Source organism: Collinsella sp. AM12-1 (assembly GCF_003472325.1).
In the GTDB taxonomy this organism is placed as follows: domain Bacteria; phylum Actinomycetota; class Coriobacteriia; order Coriobacteriales; family Coriobacteriaceae; genus Collinsella.
The window spans coordinates 118,674-138,343 of record NZ_QRLS01000004.1 but is presented as its reverse complement, the minus strand read 5'-3'; the positions used below and the strand labels follow the sequence as shown (position 1 = coordinate 138,343).

The window sequence follows — 19,670 nt, the reverse complement described above, 5'->3', positions numbered from 1 at the left end:
AGGCCGCCTCGATCAATTTGCGAAAGAATCTTGACGGTACCATGTCATAACTAATCAATCACTATTTTTGGGTGAGATAACTCAGCTGATATCGCCTTCTGCTTCCGAATCGGTGAATGACCTAAATAGAGATATCTCGTTCGGTAAGCTTCATTTCCATGTGAACTTCAGCCAAGTAGACTCAGTTTTAGATGCGAGTAAAGATGCTTCAATAGCCTCGGTGCTAAAATCAATTTTTCGCCGTTAAAAGACATCGGGCATTGAAAGTTATTTCAATGCCCGATTATCGTAAACGACGGTTTATAGATGGTAGTAACGATTAATTGGTTCCTCGACAGTTAAATTTGGATTCATGTACGGATCGCCTTCGACATAGTATTTGGCCCAGCGATAATTCATATACGCGACCTCTTTGTGGAAACGGATTCGTTTGTCCGTGCTGTTTTCAGTGCCTCTAGAAATCGACTCGTAGTGATAGAGCTCGACTTCGGGTGTGTATACGATCAGGTCGTTGATCTCGCGTAGTTTTAAGCAAAAGTCAACATCATTAAATGCAACTTGAAGCTCTTCCGTGAAACCTCCGACTTTCTCATATTCGCTACGCTTGGTCATTATGCAAGCTGCAGTGACGGCGCTGAAGTCTTGTTGTGCATCGTTGAGTGCAAAGTATCCCCAGTTATCCCTTGGCATGCTTTGGCAAAGATGCCCTGCCACGCCACCAGTGACGCATAAGCCCGCGTGCTGAATGGTGTTGTCGGGATAGTAGAGTTTTGCACCAACTGCGCCAACATCCTCACGTGCGCAGATGCCAAGCATGGTCTCAATCCAATTGGGCGTAATTACCTCAGTATCGTTATTCAACAGCAAGAGATAGTCGCTCTTGGCGTGAGCAACGCCAAAGTTCATGAGCTTGGAGAAATTGAATTCGTGTTCCCAAGTTACAAGACGAACGATGTCAGGATATTTTGCTTGCAACTTATCGTAATAATCGAACGTCGCCTTTTCTGTGCTGTTGTTTTCGATTATGACAAGCTCGTAATTGTCGTACGTTGATTTCTCAACAATTGACTTAATGCAGTTGTCCAGAATGTCGGCGTGGTCTTTAGTCGGAATGATAATCGACACGAGTGGATGGGAATCTGGCACAGCGTAGGTTACTTTATATGTAAAGGGACGACGCGCTTGTTCGACCTTCGCATTGAGCCCAAGCCTGTCCAAATGACTCTGGACCGCTTTGATACCTGCGATAGTGGCATACGGCTTGCTATCGGCATTTGCTGCGGTGGAGGTCTCGCTTAGGCGCCAGTGATATAGAACCTTTGCAACATGATGAACTTTCCTTGCCTTTTCCACGGCGCGGAGAGTCAGATTATGATCCTGTGCTCCATCGAACTCTTTCGTGTTCGGTTCTAGAGTGTCAAGCAGAGACTTACGGATGGTAAGCATATGGCAGATATAGTTATTGTTTCTGAGCAGATCGATATTGAAATCCGGCTTAAAGAACGGCTGCGCTAGCTTTCCATCGGGCATGAGTTTATCTTCATCACAATAAAGAAGATCGACGTCATTATTGTTTTCAATTGCCTCGGCATATGAGAACAGCAAGTCCGGTTCAAGAATGTCGTCATGGTCAAAGAAACAGACGAAATCACCCGAAGCGATGGCAACGCCGGCGTTTGTATTTTCGGAAATGCCCTTATTCTCGGTAAGGTTAATTGATTTAATTTTGTTGTCGTGGGCCGTCTCCTGCTCAACGCGTGCCTTCAGTTCCTGATTGTCAGGACTTGCATTAACTAGGATGAGCTCCCAGTTTGCATAAGACTGGCTTTTTACGGATTCGGCCATATCGTTAAAGAATGAAATGGGTGTGTTGTAAAGAGGGACAATGATGCTGAACTTCGGAGCGCAGTCGAAGGCGATTTTTCTCTGCTTCTCCAAAGCGCCGATGGTTGCCTTATGCTCCGTGAACCATTCGGGGTATTCGGGGTCAAACTGCGCATGGGTAAAGAGAAAGTTGGTCTCCTCAAGAAGCAAGCCTAATTTATCGGGCGTTAAGCAGTCAAATGCACTGAATGATGGGTGATTTTGATCGTCAATAACAAAGTAGTAACGATCGAACGCCTTTGGCATGCGAATCGAGAGCTGCGTTTCAAGTTGCTTTTTCTCGGACGTAAATCCAACGCTTGTTACATTCGAACCGAAATTGACGATGCTCAAATCAACTTCATTGAGGGCTCGATCGAGGCAACGCAGTTTGATTTTGGAGTCGTTACGATAAGGTGTTCTCACCGTGCACCTAAGGATATAGTCGCTTGAATCTTCGATGCACTGCCAAAAATCAATCGTTGCCATGTCAAACTCTGAAACGTCATCGTAGTTTCGGAGTTTGCTGCACATGTCAGGTTTAATTTTGTAGTTAAGGCGCGACTCCCATTTGATGTTCTTGCAATTTAGCGAAAGGGAGTCGCTGCTCAGGGTGCGACCGTCTTGGCCGATTTCGCTAAACTCAATTTTGATTGCGCGAGCATCGGGATCGGGGATTACAAGGACGTATGAGTTCGAATCACAGCTATTGTCCCGGAATTTTAGGAGGGATAAAGACAAGCAGCGGTTATCGTCTGTAGCCGCCTGGGCTGTTACGCTGGAGCCTTTATGGATGCCTTCAATCTTAAGCTGCTGGTAGATTTTCCAGTTTCCTCTGCATACTCCGGTTGTTTCGACTCGCATTGTTTGCCTTTCGTTTGTTGGACACTGCTCATTGTACTTTTTCATTTGTTGCCTCGCTAGAAATGCAGAAAGAGTTGCGTGTTTCTGCTGTCCGATTTAAATAAGAAGACGGGGAGGTTGCTGCCGGTGCGTATAATTTAATTAACTATGCATCTGTAATCAGCGGCTTTTGCTCAACGATTGTCAATCGAGAGGATTTTTATGAAAGGCATCATCCTCGCCGGCGGGTCCGGCACCCGCCTGTACCCGCTCACGCTCGTGACCTCCAAGCAGCTGCTGCCGGTCTACGACAAGCCCATGATCTACTACCCGCTGTCCACCCTCATGCTGGCGGGCATCCGGGACATCCTGGTCATCTCCACGCCGACCGACCTCCCCAACTTCGAGCGCCTGCTCGGGGACGGCTCCCGCTACGGCGTGAACCTCTCCTACGCAGAGCAGCCGAGCCCCGACGGCCTGGCCCAGGCGTTCACCATCGGCGAGGGGTTCATCGCCGGCGAGCCGTGCGCCCTGGTGCTCGGCGACAACATCTTCTACGGCAACGGCCTGTCGCGCCACCTGACGCGCGCCGTCCAGAACGCCGAGTCGGGCCGCGCCACGGTCTTCGGCTACCACGTGGACGACCCCGAGCGCTTCGGCGTCGTGGAGTTCGACGGCGGGGGCAGGGCCGTCTCCATCGAGGAGAAGCCCGCCGAGCCCAAGAGCTCCTACGCCGTCACCGGCCTGTACTTCTACCCGGGCGACGTCGCCGCCAAGGCCCATAGGGTGCAGCCGTCCGCGCGCGGCGAGCTGGAGATCACCACGCTCAACCAGATGTACCTGGAGGAGGGGACACTGTCCGTCGTCACCCTCGGCCGCGGCTACGCGTGGCTGGACACCGGCACCATGGAGAGCCTGCACGAGGCCGCGGAGTTCGTCCGCGCCGTGGAGCACTCCCAGGACCTGCCCGTGTCCGTGCCCGAGGAGATCGCCTGGGAGAACGGCTGGATCACGACCGCCGAGCTTGAGGAGGCCGCGAAGGCCTACGGCAAGTCGGTCTACGGGCAGCACCTCAAGAAGGTCGCCGCCGGCGAGATCGTCAACAGCCCGCGCGAGTACTAAGTCATTTCTGTTTGGGGTAAACTGTAAGCGGTTTCGTTGGCTTAAGAAAGGAGTTGTCTATGGCCACTTCGAGCATAAAAGCACCAATTGTGATTTCTTCTCCTGCGGCCGCAGAGGCCCTTTGCAAGGCGTACGAAGAAGGGCAAAGGAGAGGGAGCCGGGATACCCTAAAGAAAAGCGAACGTTTTAAACGCGAGCATCCGTCACGTGCGGCTCAAATCGACCGCTTGTTTACAAAGATGGGCCTTTAGCTTATGGCGTTGTCAGTCTATCGGGTTTCCGAGTTGATTGATATAGTCGGCGAGGAGCGCGCATCTGCTCTCCTCGCCACTTTTTGCTGTAGCCGTAATTCAGATATTGAGCAGTTTGTCCGCAATAAAGCAATTGATTTTGAAAATCAAGGCATTGCAATCTCGTATATTGTTGTCGACGAACTTAAGGATTCGGCCGTAATTGCGGGTTTTTACTCCCTTGCACTTAAAGTTGCTAGGATTGAGATGACGTGTCTTAGTAATTCTGTAAAGAAGCGTCTTCTTAAGTTTGGGCAGAGCTTTTTTGAGACGGGGGATTGCTTTTTGCCTTCCGTGTTAATTGCCCAATTTGGCAAAAGCGATATTTATTCTGGTCTAATGCGAGGTTCCGATCTGATGGATCTTGCTGTTTCGAGTGTACGTGAAATACAAACTCTTGTTGGGGGTCGATTTTTGTTTTTAGAGTGTCAGGATTCCCCCAAGTTGCTTGCTTTTTATCAAAAGCAAGGATTTGCGACATTCGGTGTTCGTCGTTCTAATGCTGATCTGGAAGCATCGACTGACTCTACACTTGTTCAGCTTTATCGTTTTGTTAAGCCTATTTAATTTAAAGGATGATTGGATTTTCATGTCTGAGATTTTTGAACCCAAGAACATCATCGTCACGGGCGGCTGCGGCTTCATCGGCAGCAACTTCGTCCATTACGTGGTCAACAACCACCCGGACGTCCACGTGACCGTCCTGGACAAGCTGACCTACGCGGGCAACCCCGAGAACATCGCGGGCCTGCCCGCCGACCGCGTGGAGCTCGTCGTGGGCGACATCTGCGACGCGGAGCTGCTGGATCGCATCGTCCCGGGCCACGACGCGATCGTGCACTACGCCGCAGAGAGCCACAACGACAACTCCATCGCCGACCCGGAGCCCTTCCTTCGCACCAACGTGGAGGGCACCTTCCGCCTGCTGGAGGCCGTGAGGAAGCACGGCATCCGCTACCACCACGTCTCCACCGACGAGGTCTACGGCGACCTGGCGCTCGACGACCCGGCGAAGTTCACCGAGGAGACGCCGTACAAGCCCTCTTCGCCGTACTCGAGCACCAAGGCCAGCTCCGACATGCTCGTGCGCGCCTGGACCCGCACCTACGGCCTGCGCGCCACGATCTCCAACTGCTCCAACAACTACGGCCCCTACCAGCACGTGGAGAAGTTCATCCCCAGGCAGATCACCAACATCGTCGACGGCGTGCGCCCCAAGCTCTACGGCCGCGGCGAGAACGTCCGCGACTGGATCCACACCGAGGACCACTCCAGCGCCGTCTGGGACATCCTCACCAGTGGCCGCACGGGGGAGACCTACCTCATCGGAGCCAATGGCGAGAGGGACAACATCACGGTCCTGCGCATGATCCTGGAGGCGATGGGGCGCGACCCCGAGGACTTCGACTGGGTCGCCGACCGCCCCGGCCACGACCGCCGCTACGCCATCGACTCCACCAAGCTCCAGCGCGAGCTGGGCTGGAGGCCGGCCCACACCGACTTCGCCGAGGGCCTGAAGCAGACGATCGACTGGTACGTGGCCAACGAGTCCTGGTGGCGCCCGGCCAAGGAGGCCACCGAGGCCCGCTACCGCGCGCAGGGGCAGTAGGCCCGGATTCTCTGACGTTTACCTTTTCGAGCGCCCCTCGCGGTGCCGCAGGGCATGGGGATGATCCTGCGGCACCGCGAGGGGCGCCCGCAACACGATTGGAATTAACCACATGGCTGACATCGAATTCGAGAAGGACCTGAAGGTCGCGGAGACCGGCATCGAGGGCCTCAAGGTCGTAGACCTGGCCGTCCACGGCGACGCGCGCGGCTGGTTCAAGGAGAACTGGCAGCGCGCCAAGATGACCGCCCTGGGCATCCCCGACCTCAGGGTCGTCCAGAACAACATCTCCTACAACGACAGCCGCGGCGTCACCCGCGGCATCCACGCCGAGCCCTGGGACAAGTTCATCTCCGTGGCCCGCGGCTCGGTCTTCGGCGCCTGGGTGGACCTGCGCGAGGGAAGCGAGACCTTCGGCAAGGTGTTCACGACCGTTCTGGACCCCTCCAGGGCCATCTACGTCCCGCGCGGCGTGGGCAACTCCTTCCAGGCCCTTGAGGACGGCACCGCCTACACCTACCTGGTGGACGCCCACTGGTCGCTGGAGCTCAAGAGGACCTACACCTTCGTGAACCTCGCCGACCCCGAGCTCGCCATCGAGTGGCCGATCCCGCTTGCGGAGGCCACCGTCTCCGAGGCCGACCTCAACCACCCGATGCTGAAGGACGTCGTCCCGATGGCGCCGAAGCGCACCCTCGTCACCGGCTGCGACGGCCAGCTGGGCCATGCGGTGCGAAAGCTCGCCGAGAAGCGCGGCGTCGCCAAGGACTTCGACTTCTGCGACATCGACACCTTCGACATGTCCGACCCGGAGGCCTATTCGCAGTACGACTGGTCGCTCTACGGCACTGTGATCAACTGCGGCGCATACACGGCTGTCGATAAGGCCGAGACCCCCGAGGGCCGCGCCATAGCCTGGAAGGCCAACGCGACGGGGCCGGCGCTGCTCGCCCGCACCTGCGCCGGGCACGGGATAACCCTGGTCCACGTGTCCTCCGACTACGTCTTCGACGGCGCCGCGGAGGTCCACACCGAGGACGAGCCGTTCTCCCCGCTGTCCGTCTACGGCCAGACCAAGGCCGCCGGCGACATCGCCGTGGCCGGGTGCCCGCGCCACTACATCATGCGCTCCAGCTGGGTCATCGGCGAGGGCCACAACTTCGTCAAGACCATGAAGGGGCTGTCCGACCGCGTCGCCGACCCCGAGGACGGGCTCGAGCAGGTCACGGTCGTGGACGACCAGCTGGGACGCCTGACCTTCACGCGCGACATGGCCGAGGCCATCTTCCACGTGCTGGGGACGCACGCCCCCTACGGCACCTACGACTGCACCGGCTCCGGCGCCGTCAAGAGCTGGGCCGATATCGCCCGCGCCGTCTTCGAGGCCGCCAACGGCAACGGCGAGAAGGTCGTGCCGGTATCGACCGCCGACTACTACGCGAACGCCGAGGGCCCCATCGCCCCGCGCCCGGTCCACTCCGCGCTCGACCTGTCCAGGCTCGAGTCGGTCGGGTTCCACATGCCCGACTGGGAGGAAGAGCTGGGGGAGTACATCAAGACGCTCTAGCCGCTATTAACTTTTCGAGAGTAAAAGCCGCCGCTTGTTAACGGCGGCTTTTCTTATGCCTGGTGAATAGCCCCGCTGCAACAAGGGCGGAGGTCGCCAGACTCACTGCAAGCCCCGCAAGGGCGCCCGGAGTCTTGTAGGTCATCACGATTCTATTCGCGCCTTTCTGCATGTTCAGGGATGACAAGCCCTTATCGGCGGCGGGCGTTAGTTCTGCGGCGGTTCCGTTTACCGTTACGTTCCAGCCCTCATCGTACGGAACGCTCAGCAGCAGGTTGCCGTCGTCCTTGGCGGTATACTCGCCTTCGATTCTTCCGTCCTCAAAAACCGTCGGAATAAACTCGCTCGTCTTAAGCTCGCTAATAATCTGCTCGAAAACGTCCAGATTGAGGGCGTAAAAGACCGGCTCATTGTCTTGGGGCATGTCTGTATAGCCCTCTGCGACTCCGATTGACACCGTATGCTGGCTCGGGGCGTCCGATGCATCCGCAATCTGGCGGATATTATTGTCGAATCTCCAGGCTTCGTTATTGATTGATCGCTGATCGATGGTGAGGGCGACGGGCCAATAGCTTCCGGCGCTCGTATCTTTATTGATGTAGAGGTATCCGATGGAGCCTGCCGGCAGGGTAACGCTCCATTGCTTTAGACTCTCGCCATCCTCCGTCTTTGCGGCCTCGATTTTGGTATAGAGCTCGACCTTACGACCCAGTATTTTGCTGTACAGGTCGTTCTGCTTTTCGAAGGGGTTTTCGCCCTCTAATGTGCTGTTTTGGATATCGTTCGAAGCCGTGATGCCTACACTGAGCGCATAGGGATTCTCGTAGACCGCGGTTGCGGATTCGGGCTGATTCGCCTTTGCCATTACATAACCCGCGGGAGCTTGCTCGGCGATGGCATACTTGACTCCTAGCAGGGCATCAACGGCAAGAATGGGCTCGGCATAACGGGTCGAGAATTCGCCGACGCTGCTGTAACCAAGGGAGTTGAGCAATGCAATTGCCTGCGGGTTATTGGCGGACGAATAAGAAGATAGCTGGTTATACCCTAGTGCCAGGCCTTCGTTTAGAGCGGCACTATCGGCTCGTGTGGTTGTACGATCGATGCGGTAGAACGGAGCTGAATCCCGTTCTGTAGTGGTAGCGATCGTGTTGGTTGCGGTGGCTACATAGGCCCTGTTGGTATTTTCGGAATAGCCCGCGTAGAGCTGGTTCCATACTACATGAGCGTTGGCAAACAGTTCAATAGCGGTGAGCGCCAGGAGTGGCAAGATGACGGCGGGGCGATAGGCTTGGCGCAATTTAGGTTGATCCTTGAGGATCTGCAGGGTATAGCCCGCAGCCCACAGCGCAAAGAAGCTCAGCAAAAAAGCCGTGCGCGAGTAGAAGCCGTTGGGAACGCGCATGCCGCACCAGATGTACTCGAGCGGGCTCAAAACGGAGCTTGCGACCAGGATTATCGTGACGACGAGTGTCGCGATGCGCGTCTTGATTGAAACCGTGCGGTTAACCAGCAGACTCACCGCAAGCAGCATCATGATGATGCCGCAATAGAACTGCGGTGTGCTTTCGTTGCTTACCCACATGCAGGGAAGAAAGCCCCTGATGAGCGACTTGAGGCTGGTTTTAAGTAGGGGGCCGAGTGCCAGAACGGGTCCGCCCCTGGACATGGCAAGGATGGTCGGCAAAAAGGTCCAGGCGGACAGAAGCAGTCCAAGCGCGATAGCCCCGGCGAATCGCAGGGCGCGATCGAGCGTGAGCTTCCAGCTAAATCCTTCTTCTGCAACATAATCGACAAATTCGACCAATACGAAGATGCAGAGAAACAGGATGCTGATGTAGGCCGTATACCAGCAGAACATGACATTGAGCGCCGTTGCGATGACGAGGCGGATCATGCGCCGCCTGCGGATGAGCTCGCGGCATCCGTAGGCGCAGATGGGCAGCAGGATCAGACAATCGATCCAGAGCGGGTTGCGAAGGTTGCTGATGGTCCAGCTGCAAAATGTGAACGAAAGGGAAAGCAGGAATGCTGCGGGCTTTGACAGGTCAAAGCGCTTTTGCACATACCAAGCGGTGCTGATGTGGATGCAGCCCAGTTTGAGCGCGGTTATGGCAAATATGAAGAGCGTCAGCTTGTCTGCGGGAAACAGCGCGCAGAGCAGGTTGAAGGGGCTCGCGAGGTAGTAGCTATAGAGCCCCCAGGTGTTCATGCCAAGTCCCTGGGAGAAGGAGTAGCGAAGATTCGCCTCGCCTAAAAGGACACGGTGGAACCACGAGAAGAAATCGATGTATTGGTATTTGAGATCGTCGGCCAGGAATGAATTGTCGCCAAAGGGGTAGATGTGCCCCGCTGCGGCGAGGGCAACAAACAGCGCGACGGAAAACACAAAACAGGCAGCGTAGAAGGCTGCATTCTTGAACGTGCAATTAGTAGACCGTGTCATCAGATTCCTCGTTGGACTCTCGAATGATATAGATGGGGCGTCGCTTGGTTTCCAAGTAGGCTTTTGCCAAGTATTCACCGATAATCCCCAGGCACAGAAGTTGCATGCCACCAAACAGCGTTATGAGGCAGGCGAGTGACGGCCATCCGCCGACGGGGTCACCCCAGACTAGCGTTTTTACCAGGATGACGACAAATCCAACAATAGCGATGAGACAGAAAACGATGCCCGTAAGAGCGGCAATGGAGAGCGGTGCGGTGGAAAACGCGACAATGCCATCGATGGAATAGAGAAGGAGCGTGAAGAAGCTCCATTTGGTCTCGCCCGCAACGCGATTAATGTTTACGTAGGGGAGCCATTTTGTTTTAAAACCGACCCATCCGTAAATGCCCTTGGAGAATCGGTTGTATTCGCCCATGGAAACGATGGCGTCGACCATGGGCCGTTTCATAAGTCGAAAGTCGCGTGCGCCATCGACGTTGTCAGCATTGGAAATGCGGTTGATGATCTTGTAAAACATGCGGGCGAAGAATGATCTGATGGGAGGCTCGCCTTCGCGGGTGGTCCTGCGCGTAGCGACGTTGTCATAGTCTTCGGTTTGCAAGATTTCGTACATCTGCGGCAGGAGCGAGGGTGGATCCTGCATGTCGGCGTCCATGGTAGCGACATAGTCGCCCTTGGCGTGCTGGAGTCCAGCGTACAATCCCGCCTCCTTGCCAAAGTTTCTCGAGAAGGAGTACCACCTAATGGCGTACGGATGCATCGCGGCAGCTTCTTCTTTCATTACAGAAAGCGTTGCGTCCTTTGACCCATCATCGATAAGAATCGCTTCAAAGGATATGTTGGAATCGATTTTTGCCATGCTGCAGGCAACGCAATCGAGCTCCTTGAGAAAGATCGGAAGCGACTCCTGCTCGTTGTAGCACGGCACGACAATAGAAATGAGCGGCATGCGATTTACCTCGCGTTATTCTCGGCGCCGAAGCAGCTATTGCAGTCGTATGTGTTGTACACGTTGACCTCCCACTGCTTACGCTCAACCTTTGCAACGGAATCGAGGATAAGGCCCGTTGCGAGGCTCAGGCCACATAAGAACATAAATGATGCGGCGAGCATTGCGGTAGGGAAGCGGGGGACGAGCCCGGTCTGGAAATACTCGATAATGATGGGGATGCCCAGTGCGAGACCGATAATCGCAAACAGAAGCGCGACTAGACTGAAGAACTTGAGCGGTCGGTAGTCCTTGAACAACGTGCCGATCATAGCGACGACCTTGATGCCGTCGCTAACGGTATTGAGCTTAGACTCGGATCCTTCGGGGCGATCGCGGTACTCAATGGGTACGTCCTTGATGCGCCAACGGTGGTCGACGGCATGGATGGAGAGTTCGGTTTCGATTTGAAAGCCCTCGGAAAGCACGGGGAACGTTTTGACAAAGGGGCGGCTCATGGCGCGATAGCCCGTCATAACGTCGTCGAAGCTATAGCCATAGATCCACTTAATCATGGCGCGAACTAGGTTGTTGCCAAAACCGTGGAAGGCGCGTTTGTTTTCCTCGGCGTAGGTTCCATTGGAAAGGCGGTCTCCGACCGTCATGTCGGCCGTGCCGTTAAGGATGGGTCCGCAGAGGGCTTTTGCCGCTTCGGCGGGGTAGGTGTCGTCTCCGTCAACCATCAGGTAACAATCGGCATCGATATCGCGGAACATCTGACGGCAGACATTGCCCTTTCCCTGACGCGGCTCAAAACGCACCGTTGCGCCATGTTCTGTTGCGATGCGGGAAGTATCGTCCGACGAGTTGTTGTCGTACACATAGATTGTCGCCTCCGGAAGTTCGCGGCGAAAGTCATCGATGACTTTTCCGATAGTGACTGCCTCGTTGTAGCAGGGGATAATAACGGCAATCGTTTGCTCGGCCATAAATGTTCCTTTGGTCGCGTACAATCGAATCGTTTGTTACGTGGTTAGGATGGACGCATTGATTCGACAGCTCAAGTTATTAGACGTGGCACGTGCTGTTCTGCTGGTTGCAGCAAGCATCGTTACGGTGACGTATTGTAGTGGTTCCTTCGACCTGTTTCCATCGGTCTTGGCATGCGTTGCGATAATCGCATCATTGGTCTACTTCAATAAGATGGGGTGCGGGGATTTTGCATTTCCGTCTCTCGTGGGCCGAGTTTGCTGCTTGGTACTTTCCCTTGTATTTTCGCTTGTTCTTGTGCTGGGCGCACATATTGTCGTGACTGAACCGGTGATTGCCGGTGGGATTTGCGAGAACTATATTGAGTCGTATTCCGCGCTTGATATTGTTGCCTTTTGTGTGATGTCGGCGTTGGTCTTTTGGGTCTTATCGGCCCTTGTTCAACTGTCTAGCCGTTTGTGCTGCTGTAGTTACAGCGAGGGCACGTTGCGGATGGATGGTGGCGGCTCGTCCATTCGAGTCCTGTCCGTTACGGTTCGTGCCCTAGTGATATTTCTTTTGTATCTTCCGTTCTTCCTGAGGTATTGTCCCGGCCTGTTTTTTGGCGATACCTTCTCGTCATTTGCGCAGATTATGGGGTGGAATCCTTTGAGCAACCATCATCCGGTTGCATTCACCATGATGATGGCTGCCTGTATCAAGATTGCCGGCCTAATGGGGATGGGCCCTTCGGCGGGCGTTGCCTTGCTAACGGTGTTTCAGATGGCATGTGTTGCCAGCATGTTTGGCTATCTATCTATTTGGGTGACTTCCCGTTTGGGGGTCTCCTCTCGCTGGTCCTGGCTGCTCGTAGCCTTTTTCGGCTTGTCTCGGTATTGCGCTCTTTACTCTGTGGCGCTCTGGAAAGACCCGCTGTTTTCCTGTTGCCTTGTCTTGGTGGTGACCATGCTTGCCGATGCCGTTATGGGAAAGGGTTCCTGGTCGAGCGTGTTACGTTTGCTCGTCTTTGGCGCCCTGGCGTTGGGCGTTATGCTTCTGCGAAATAACGGTTTGTATATTTGCGCTGCGCTATTTGTGGCGCTTGCGATCGCCGCGGTATTGAACCGACTCGGCCGCATTGCCCCGATGGAGCCTGCCCTTCGTTTGGCCGTATCTCTCGGTTTGGCGTTTGTAACATGTTTGGTTATTACGGGGCCCGTGTACTCGGCAATGGGCGTTGTCCCATCGGAAGCTGTTGAGTCAGCGGGTATTCCGCTTGCCCAGATGGCTCGCGTTGCCGCGCTCGACGGCGATATGAGCGAGTCCGACCGTTCTTATATGAACGAGCTGCTTCCGCTCGATCGTTACAAAGAGGTGTACCGCCCCAGCTTAATCGATCCGCTTAAATGGAATGAAGACTTTAATGCGGAGCATCTTATGGATGGGTTTTGGACTCATTGGGCCTCGATGCTCTCGCGTAACCCCTCGATATTCTTTGAGGCGTGGGAGCTGCAGACGTTTGGTTTTTGGGCCCCAAATGTAAAGGGTGCTGACGGTCTGCCCGAAAACTATCTCATGGGCGCTCCGTATAACCTTGTGGCCGACGCTGAGGCTTCTGCTGGAGTTGCATTTCGCAACCTGCTTGCACCCCTTGGCGATAGTGTCGATGTGGTGATTGGGCTGAGCGCTTGGTCTATTTCTGGGGCCGCTGTCTTTTGGCTGCTCATGTTTTCGGCAGTTCTGTTAGTGTCGCACGGTCGGGCAAGGTTCGCTTTGCCGCTTTTGCCATTTTTGTTGTTGTATGGAACGCTATTCATTGCTAGTCCTATTTGGTATTGGCCCCGTTATATCGTGGCCGCTCAATTTGGTCTTCCGGTTGTGCTTGTGGTGGTTGTTCGCGGTTTGCTGTCTAGCGAAAGCCGGCCCAAAACCGATGTTGTGGGATAGTTCTCCAGTTTCGTAACGCCGCTCTATGGCGTTGAGGGCGGGTCTATACTGTTCGTTTGTCAACGATTACGAGTAAAGGAGTTGCATCCGTGTCGGATCAGACAAAGCAACAAGAAACTCGCAGTCTGCCTGCGACGTTTGCTAAGAACGAATTTGAGAAGGACGCGTTTATCCTTCGTCAGCTGGTTACCAAGGATTTTAAGATCAAGTATCGCCGTAGCGTTCTGGGCGTCGCATGGTCGGTTCTCAACCCGCTGCTGATGATGATCGTCATGGCCATCGTGTTCTCGACGATTTTTGGCCAGGGCCGCAATGGATCAATGACGCCCGAGATGTACCCGCTGTACTTGATCGTGGGTAACGTTACCTTTGCCGTCATGTCCGAGTCCACGAACCAGGCCCTAACGTCGATCGTGGGTGCTGCCCCTCTGCTCAAGAAGGTTAAGGTGCACCGCTGGGTCTTCCCGGTGCAGAAAGTGCTTTTCTCGCTGGTGAACTTTGCCTTCTCGCTGGTCGCCGTCGCCATCGTCATGCTGTGGTTCCGCGTTATGCCTTCTTGGCACCTGATTCTGCTGCCGGTTTGCCTGCTGCTGCTTATGTGCTTCTGCATGGGCCTGGGCATGATGCTCTCTGCCCTTACGGTCTTTTTTCGCGACGTTATGCATCTGTGGAGCGTAGTCATTACGGCGTGGACTTATATTACGCCCATCTTCTGGACGACTGACTATATTGCGCAAATGCCGCATCTCGTGCGTATCTTGATGTATGCGAACCCCATGTACAACTACCTGCAGTTTATGCGTGATATCTTCCTGTTCCAGACTACGCCCTCGCTTATGACGTTTGGTATGTGCGTCGCATGGGCGGTTCTTGCGCTTGTTATTGGCTACACCGTGTTCCATAAGTCCGAGCGCAAGTTCATCCTCTACATCTAAGGAGTGCTGTGATGACTGAATCTGTTGTTGATTACAGCGAACAGCCTCTGGCTGTCGAGGTCGATGACGTCACCATGATCTTTAACATGGCGTCCGAATCACTGACCAACCTCAAGGAGTACTTCATTAAGCTTGCTAAGCACGAGCTGTTCTTTGAGGAGTTTCGGGCGCTTAAGCACATCTCGTTCGATATTCATCGTGGCGAGGTCGTGGGTCTGGTCGGCACCAATGGCTCCGGCAAGTCTACGATGCTCAAGATTATCGCTGGCGTGCTTGAGCCTAGCGAGGGCAGTGTTAAGGTGCACGGTAACATCGCGCCGCTGATTGAGCTTGGTGCCGGCTTTGACCCCGAGCTGACTGCCCGCGAGAACATCTATCTGAACGGTGCCCTGCTCGGCTATACCAAGGAGTTCATCGACGCCAACTTTGACGGTATTATCGAGTTCGCTGAGCTGCAGAACTTTGTCGATATGCCGCTTAAGAACTTCTCCTCGGGCATGGTGGCGCGTATCGCCTTTGCAATCGCGACGATTACCGAGCCCGATATTCTAATCGTTGACGAGACGCTGTCCGTCGGTGATGTGTTCTTCCAGCAGAAGTGCGAGGCCCGCATCCAGCACTTTATCCAGAGCGGTGACGTGACGGTTCTGTTCGTTTCGCACTCTATGGATCAGGTTGAGCGCATCTGCCAGCGTGCCGTTTGGATTGAGAAGGGTGACCTTCGCATGGACGGTCCGGTCGATGAGGTCTGCAAGGCGTACCGCGAGCAGTTCAACTAGGTTATAATTACTTGCGCCTGACAGGCTTGTGCTTGCTTGGGCGTGCGGTTATTTGCTCCATTAGCTCAGTTGGATAGAGCAGGGGACTTCTAATCCCAAGGTCGACGGTTCGAATCCGCCATGGAGCACCATCGTTTATTAAGCCCGGACCGCTTGGTGGTCTGGGCTTTTTTCATCTTGTGTGCTGCTGGAGCCGAGCGCGAGCAAGCCGCTGCTGTTTGTTGGGGTTGGCATTTTACTTTTCGATACGCTCCCTCAGCAGCTCCAACGCGTGAGCGTAGCCTTGCAAGCCCTCGCCGGTGATGGTGGCGAAGCAGGCCAGGCGTGCATAGCTCACCTGGCGGAAGTCCTCGCGTGTCTCTACGGCGCTGATGTGGACCTCGACGGCAGGGATGGCGACGGCCTTGAGGGCGTCGAGGATCGCGACGCTCGTGTGCGTGTAAGCCGCCGGGTTGATGACGATACCGTCGACCTTGCCGTAGGCCTCCTGGATCTTGTCAACGATGCTGCCCTCGTGGTTGGACTGGAAAACCTCGACCTCGTCGAAGCCCTGTGCGGCGCCCGCTTCCTGGCAGATCTGCACTAAGCGGTCGTAGTTGTCGCTGCCATAGATGCCCGGCTCGCGAATGCCGAGCATGTTGAGGTTGGGGCCGTTGATGACGAGTGCTTTCATGGTTGCTTCCTTTGCAGTCGAGAAACCACCACAAAGGTGCCTGTCCCCTTTGTGGTGGTTTTGATTAGAGAGCGGGTGGGAGGGTGTCGAGGAGGGCTTGGGCGGTGTTGGCGGCGCAGTCGCGTGAGTCGATGATGTAGTCGGCCCAGGCGCGGTAGCGCGGCATGCGCTGCTCGGCCAGCTTGTCGATACCGTCGCGGGCGGTGATGGGGCGACCCTTGTGGGCGAGCTCGTCGAGCTTGCGGTTGAGCATCACGATCTGGCTGTTCTGGTGCAGCAGCGGATAGTTTTCGTCGCGCGTGACCACGCCGCCGCCGGTGGAGAGCACCAGGCCGCTACGCTTGGAGATGCCGGCCAGCGTCGTCGTCTCCTGCTCGCGGAAGGCCGCCTCGCCGCGCTCGACGATAAAGTCGGCACAGGGCATGCCAAGGCGTTCCTCGAGGGCGCGGTCCAGATCGATGTGCTCGCGACCCGTCAGCATTGCGATCTGCTCACCTACGCGGGTCTTGCCCGAGCCCGGCATGCCGATCAGCGCGATGTTCTGTTCGCGGCGTGACAAGCGCTCCGTTACGTCCAGGATGCGCTTGCGTTGGGTGACTTGGCCGGTATAGCGCTCGACGGCCTGTGCCGCTTGGGCCACGAGCATCAGTAGGCCGCCGATGCAGGGGATACCGCGGCGCTCGGCCTCGAGCATGAGTCCCGTGCGGGCGGGGTTGTAGACAATGTCGATAACGCCTTCGAGCGCATCGAGTCCTTCGAGCGTGCAGGGCGCGTCGGGGCAGTGGGGGAACATGCCGGCAGGCGTGCAGTTGACGAGCAGGGCGGCGTCGGACTGCTGCGCGATGTTGCCGTAGTTGACCTCGCTCGTGCGGCCCACGGGCACGACTGTGGCGCCCAGATCGCCGAGCACCATACTGGCCGTAGTGCCCGCGCCGCCGGTGGCTCCGAGCACGAGAGCCTTCTTGCCGGCGACCTTAACCCCCAGCTCCTCGACAAGGCACTGAAAACCGAAGTAGTCAGTATTGTCGCCGCGCAGGCGGCCATCGGGCAGGCGTGTGATGGTGTTGACGTTGCCCATGCGTTCGGCGAGCGGGCTCAGTTCGTCCAGGTATTCCATGACAGCGCGCTTGTAGGGAATGGTCACGTTGGTGCCCTCCCATTCGTCGCCGGTCATAAAGGCAGCGAGGTCTTCGGGCTCGCGCTCAAAACGCACGTACTCGAGCCCAGCGAGCTCCTTGTAGATGGTCGGGGTGTAGCTGTGGCCCAGCACGCGGCCCAGCACGCCATAGGGACGGGTTGCGGCGGTATCGGTCATCTAGAGCACCTCCGTGTAGCTGCCAAAGTAGGTAAAGCTCTCGCACACGTCGTCGATGGAATCGAGCAGGTCGTCGAGGGCCTTGCTGCCAAAGGGGCAGTCCAGGTCAAAGTAGAACATAAACTCAAAGTCGCGGCCGGGGATGGGGCGGCTCTCGAGCTTGATGAGGTTGATGTTGAGCGCATAGAAGCGCTCGAGTACGCGATAGAGGGCACCCGGCTCGTTGGCCGTGGTGATCATGAGCGAGGTGCGGTTGGCGCCGGGGTAGACGCGCGGCTCGCGGCTGATGACGACGAAGCGCGTGTAGTTATTATCCGAGTCCTGGATATTGGGCTCCAGCACCTCCAGGCTGTAAAGTGCGGCGCAGCTGCGCGAGGCGATGGCGGCGACGTCGGTGCGCTCGGAGCTGGCGACCAACTCGGCCGACATGGCCGTGTTGGGGTATTTGGTGGCGTGCAGGCCGTTCGCCTCGATAAAGCTGGCGCACTGCGCGATGGCCTGACCGTGGCTGTAGACCTCGCGTATGTCCGCGAGCTTGGTGCCGGGCTTGACGAGTAAGTTGTGGTCGATCTTGAGGCGCAGCGAGCGCACGATATGGAAGTCGAACTGGGCGAGCAGGTCGTAGACGGCGTTGACCGAGCCGGCAGTGGAGTTCTCGATGGGCAGCACGCCAAACTCGCAGAACCCGTCGCGCACGGCGCGCATAACGCCTTCGAAGGTCTCGAAAAACGCAATGTCGGGCACATCGAAGAGCTTGCACGCGGCTATCTGACTATAGGCACCTTCTACGCCCTGGCAGGCGACGGTGGCCGTCTGGGGGAAGGGCGTGTCAAAGGCCACAGCCGTGGCGTGGGCCTTTTGCGAGACGGCGATGCCCTTGAGTTCGTTGATGTAGCGCTGCTGCTCGGCCTTGCTCATGCTCATGAGGAGACGGAACAGGGTGATGGTCTGCGCCTCGTAGCGCTCGGGTGCGCGGCTGGCGAGGTTGTTGAGTTTGGAGCGCTCGCGGGCGGGGTCAAAGACGGCCTTGCCCATCTCGATCTTTGATTTGGCGACCTCGGTGGCAATGTCCATACGCTTGACAAAGCTGTTGAGGAGCGTGGTGTCGATGCCATCGATGGTCTGGCGAATATCGGCAAGGTCCATGGAGGCCCCTTTCACGTGTCGGTGATTTTTCTGGGACGGGGATTAAAAAATCATTGTGTACCTAATGATTTTTTAATCCCCGTCCCAGAAAAATCACTGGGTGGGCGTGGGGGCCGGAGTTGGCCCCCGGAGATTTTTAGCGCTGGCCTGCGTCCTCGAGGAGGGCGTCCCAAATCGCGAGGGCAGCTGCTGCTTCGGCAACGGGGACGGCGCGCGGGACGATGCAGGGATCGTGACGGCCGTGGACCGAGAGCTCGGCATTTTCCATGGCGTCCATGTCTACGGTCTGCTGCTCGCGGCCAATTGAGGGCGTCGGCTTTACGGCCATGCGCCACATGACGGGCGCGCCGGTCGAAATACCGCCCAGGATGCCGCCGGCGTTATTGGACTCGACCTCGATCTCGCCGGTCTCGGCATCGATTCGATACGGATCGTTGTTCTCGCTGCCGCGCATGGCGGCCACGGCAAAGCCCATGCCAAACTCCACGCCCTTTACGGCGGGAATGCCAAACGCGATTTGCGCGATGCGGTTCTCGATGCCGTCGAACATGGGGTCGCCGATGCCCGCGGGAAGCCCGTAAATGCCGCACTCCACGATGCCGCCGATGCTGTCAAGCTCGTCGCGCGCGGCTAGGATCTCCTCGCGCATGCGGTCGGCTGCGGCGGCGTCAATGCAGGGTAGGTCGTTGGCAAGGATCGCCTTGCGGTCGGCCTCGCGATAGACCATATCGTCCATCGGCAGGTCGGAGATGCCGCCGATCTGCGCCACGTGCGCCATGACCTGAATGCCGCGGGCCTCGAGCGCCTGCAGTGCGATGCCGCCGGCGATGCATAGGGGGGCCGTCAGGCGGCCGGAGAAGTGCCCGCCGCCGGCGACATCGTGCATGTTGTGGTACTTCACGCGCGCGGGAAAGTCTGCGTGCCCGGGGCGTGGTTTGCGGCGCAGCTCGGAATAGTCTTTGGAGCGCGTGTTGGTGTTCTCGATAATTGCTGCGATGGGTGCGCCAGTGGTGTGTCCATCGACTACACCGGCAATGATATGCGCGGCGTCGGCCTCGCGGCGCTTGGTTGCGGTCTCGTCGCGACCGGGGGCACGACGGTCCAAAAAGGCCTGCAGCGTCTCCTGGTCCACAGCGATGCCCGCGGGGACACCATCGAGCGAGCAGCCGATAGCAGGAGAGTGCGACTGACCGAAAATGCTCAGATGCAAAACGTTGCCAAAGGTCGAGGACATG

The 19,670-nt window shown here is 56.6% G+C and carries 16 protein-coding genes and 1 tRNA gene; 9 read left to right on the top strand and 8 right to left on the bottom strand.

Translation table 11 applies throughout. The annotated features are described in order from the left end of the window. Positions 1 to 300 precede the first annotated feature (300 nt). Positions 301 to 2,772 (bottom strand): glycosyltransferase, encoded by a 2,472-nt coding sequence (locus DW136_RS03620; RefSeq protein WP_118289088.1) that lies wholly within the window; start codon positions 2,770 to 2,772, stop codon positions 301 to 303. 156 nt (positions 2,773 to 2,928) lie between these two features. Here DW136_RS03620 and rfbA point away from each other — a divergent pair, with 156 nt between their 5' ends. The 5 genes from rfbA to DW136_RS03595 all read left to right on the top strand — a co-directional run bounded on the left by rfbA (position 2,929) and on the right by DW136_RS03595 (position 7,294). Then, positions 2,929 to 3,828 carry a glucose-1-phosphate thymidylyltransferase RfbA gene (gene rfbA / locus DW136_RS03615; RefSeq protein WP_118289087.1) on the top strand — a complete coding sequence of 300 codons (900 nt, stop codon included), beginning with the start codon at positions 2,929 to 2,931 and terminating at the stop codon, positions 3,826 to 3,828. Between the two features lie 59 nt (positions 3,829 to 3,887). After that, complete coding sequence (locus DW136_RS03610) at positions 3,888 to 4,079, top strand: hypothetical protein (protein WP_118289086.1); 192 nt, start codon at positions 3,888 to 3,890, stop codon at positions 4,077 to 4,079. A 3-nt stretch (positions 4,080 to 4,082) separates the two neighbouring features. Continuing rightward, positions 4,083 to 4,685, top strand: coding sequence for a hypothetical protein (locus DW136_RS03605; protein WP_118289085.1), 603 nt, complete (start codon positions 4,083 to 4,085; stop codon positions 4,683 to 4,685). 22 nt (positions 4,686 to 4,707) lie between these two features. Next, positions 4,708 to 5,727 (top strand): dTDP-glucose 4,6-dehydratase, encoded by a 1,020-nt coding sequence (gene rfbB, locus DW136_RS03600; RefSeq protein ID WP_118289084.1) that lies wholly within the window; start codon positions 4,708 to 4,710, stop codon positions 5,725 to 5,727. A gap of 112 nt (positions 5,728 to 5,839) precedes the next feature. Further along, the gene (locus tag DW136_RS03595) at positions 5,840 to 7,294 is read left to right on the top strand and encodes a sugar nucleotide-binding protein (protein WP_118289083.1); all 1,455 of its coding nucleotides are present in this window, start codon (positions 5,840 to 5,842) and stop codon (positions 7,292 to 7,294) included. Between the two features lie 37 nt (positions 7,295 to 7,331). On the opposite strand, the gene DW136_RS10100 is transcribed toward DW136_RS03595, so the two are convergent. Genes DW136_RS10100 through DW136_RS03580 form a run of 3 tightly spaced genes read right to left on the bottom strand, consistent with a single transcriptional unit; the run spans position 7,332 to position 11,660 of the window. Continuing rightward, positions 7,332 to 9,740 carry a YfhO family protein gene (locus tag DW136_RS10100; RefSeq protein ID WP_118289082.1) on the bottom strand — a complete coding sequence of 803 codons (2,409 nt, stop codon included), beginning with the start codon at positions 9,738 to 9,740 and terminating at the stop codon, positions 7,332 to 7,334. Then, a complete protein-coding gene (locus tag DW136_RS03585; RefSeq protein ID WP_118289081.1) occupies positions 9,724 to 10,692 on the bottom strand; it encodes a glycosyltransferase family 2 protein in 969 nt (322 codons plus the stop codon). The genes DW136_RS10100 and DW136_RS03585 overlap by 17 nt, the downstream gene beginning before the upstream one ends. 5 nt (positions 10,693 to 10,697) lie before the next feature. After that, complete coding sequence (locus tag DW136_RS03580) at positions 10,698 to 11,660, bottom strand: glycosyltransferase family 2 protein (protein WP_118289080.1); 963 nt, start codon at positions 11,658 to 11,660, stop codon at positions 10,698 to 10,700. 49 nt (positions 11,661 to 11,709) lie between these two features. On the opposite strand from DW136_RS03580, the gene DW136_RS03575 reads away from it, so the two are divergent. The 4 genes from DW136_RS03575 (at position 11,710) to DW136_RS03560 (ending at position 15,432) form a co-directional block, all read left to right on the top strand. After that, the gene (locus DW136_RS03575) at positions 11,710 to 13,587 is read left to right on the top strand and encodes a DUF6020 family protein (protein WP_118289079.1); all 1,878 of its coding nucleotides are present in this window, start codon (positions 11,710 to 11,712) and stop codon (positions 13,585 to 13,587) included. A gap of 89 nt (positions 13,588 to 13,676) precedes the next feature. Further along, a complete protein-coding gene (locus DW136_RS03570; protein WP_233546525.1) occupies positions 13,677 to 14,522 on the top strand; it encodes an ABC transporter permease in 846 nt (281 codons plus the stop codon). 11 nt (positions 14,523 to 14,533) lie between these two features. Beyond that, positions 14,534 to 15,301 carry an ABC transporter ATP-binding protein gene (locus DW136_RS03565; RefSeq protein WP_118289078.1) on the top strand — a complete coding sequence of 256 codons (768 nt, stop codon included), beginning with the start codon at positions 14,534 to 14,536 and terminating at the stop codon, positions 15,299 to 15,301. 54 nt (positions 15,302 to 15,355) lie between these two features. Next, positions 15,356 to 15,432, top strand: a tRNA-Arg gene (locus tag DW136_RS03560). A 104-nt stretch (positions 15,433 to 15,536) separates the two neighbouring features. Here the strand turns inward: DW136_RS03560 and aroQ are convergent. The 4 genes from aroQ to aroC all read right to left on the bottom strand — a co-directional run bounded on the left by aroQ (position 15,537) and on the right by aroC (position 19,669). Beyond that, on the bottom strand, positions 15,537 to 15,974 hold the full coding sequence (aroQ, locus tag DW136_RS03555; protein WP_117564232.1) for a type II 3-dehydroquinate dehydratase: 438 nt from the start codon (positions 15,972 to 15,974) through the stop codon (positions 15,537 to 15,539). Positions 15,975 to 16,038: 64 nt separating this feature from the next. Then, complete coding sequence (locus DW136_RS03550) at positions 16,039 to 17,289, bottom strand: shikimate kinase (protein WP_118289077.1); 1,251 nt, start codon at positions 17,287 to 17,289, stop codon at positions 16,039 to 16,041. Then, positions 17,290 to 18,435, bottom strand: a complete 1,146-nt coding sequence (gene pheA, locus DW136_RS03545; protein ID WP_118289076.1) for a prephenate dehydratase — start codon at positions 18,433 to 18,435, stop codon at positions 17,290 to 17,292. Between the two features lie 136 nt (positions 18,436 to 18,571). Next, positions 18,572 to 19,669 carry a chorismate synthase gene (gene aroC, locus DW136_RS03540; protein ID WP_118289075.1) on the bottom strand — a complete coding sequence of 366 codons (1,098 nt, stop codon included), beginning with the start codon at positions 19,667 to 19,669 and terminating at the stop codon, positions 18,572 to 18,574. Between the last annotated feature and the right edge of the window lies 1 nt (position 19,670).

Bases quoted from the DNA above. Each gene is read 5' to 3' on its own strand.
- DW136_RS03580 (WP_118289080.1), bottom strand. From the start codon at position 11,660: ATGGCCGAGCAAACGATTGCCGTTATTATCCCCTGCTACAACGAGGCA.
- DW136_RS03585 (WP_118289081.1), bottom strand. From the start codon at position 10,692: ATGCCGCTCATTTCTATTGTCGTGCCGTGCTACAACGAGCAGGAGTCG.
- DW136_RS03565 (WP_118289078.1), top strand. From the start codon at position 14,534: ATGACTGAATCTGTTGTTGATTACAGCGAACAGCCTCTGGCTGTCGAG.
- DW136_RS03620 (WP_118289088.1), bottom strand. From the start codon at position 2,772: ATGAAAAAGTACAATGAGCAGTGTCCAACAAACGAAAGGCAAACAATG.
- rfbA (WP_118289087.1), top strand. From the start codon at position 2,929: ATGAAAGGCATCATCCTCGCCGGCGGGTCCGGCACCCGCCTGTACCCG.
- pheA (WP_118289076.1), bottom strand. From the start codon at position 18,435: ATGGACCTTGCCGATATTCGCCAGACCATCGATGGCATCGACACCACG.
- aroQ (WP_117564232.1), bottom strand. From the start codon at position 15,974: ATGAAAGCACTCGTCATCAACGGCCCCAACCTCAACATGCTCGGCATT.
- DW136_RS03550 (WP_118289077.1), bottom strand. From the start codon at position 17,289: ATGACCGATACCGCCGCAACCCGTCCCTATGGCGTGCTGGGCCGCGTG.
- DW136_RS03595 (WP_118289083.1), top strand. From the start codon at position 5,840: ATGGCTGACATCGAATTCGAGAAGGACCTGAAGGTCGCGGAGACCGGC.
- DW136_RS03610 (WP_118289086.1), top strand. From the start codon at position 3,888: ATGGCCACTTCGAGCATAAAAGCACCAATTGTGATTTCTTCTCCTGCG.
- DW136_RS10100 (WP_118289082.1), bottom strand. From the start codon at position 9,740: ATGACACGGTCTACTAATTGCACGTTCAAGAATGCAGCCTTCTACGCT.
- rfbB (WP_118289084.1), top strand. From the start codon at position 4,708: ATGTCTGAGATTTTTGAACCCAAGAACATCATCGTCACGGGCGGCTGC.
- DW136_RS03575 (WP_118289079.1), top strand. From the start codon at position 11,710: ATGGACGCATTGATTCGACAGCTCAAGTTATTAGACGTGGCACGTGCT.
- aroC (WP_118289075.1), bottom strand. From the start codon at position 19,669: ATGTCCTCGACCTTTGGCAACGTTTTGCATCTGAGCATTTTCGGTCAG.
- DW136_RS03605 (WP_118289085.1), top strand. From the start codon at position 4,083: ATGGCGTTGTCAGTCTATCGGGTTTCCGAGTTGATTGATATAGTCGGC.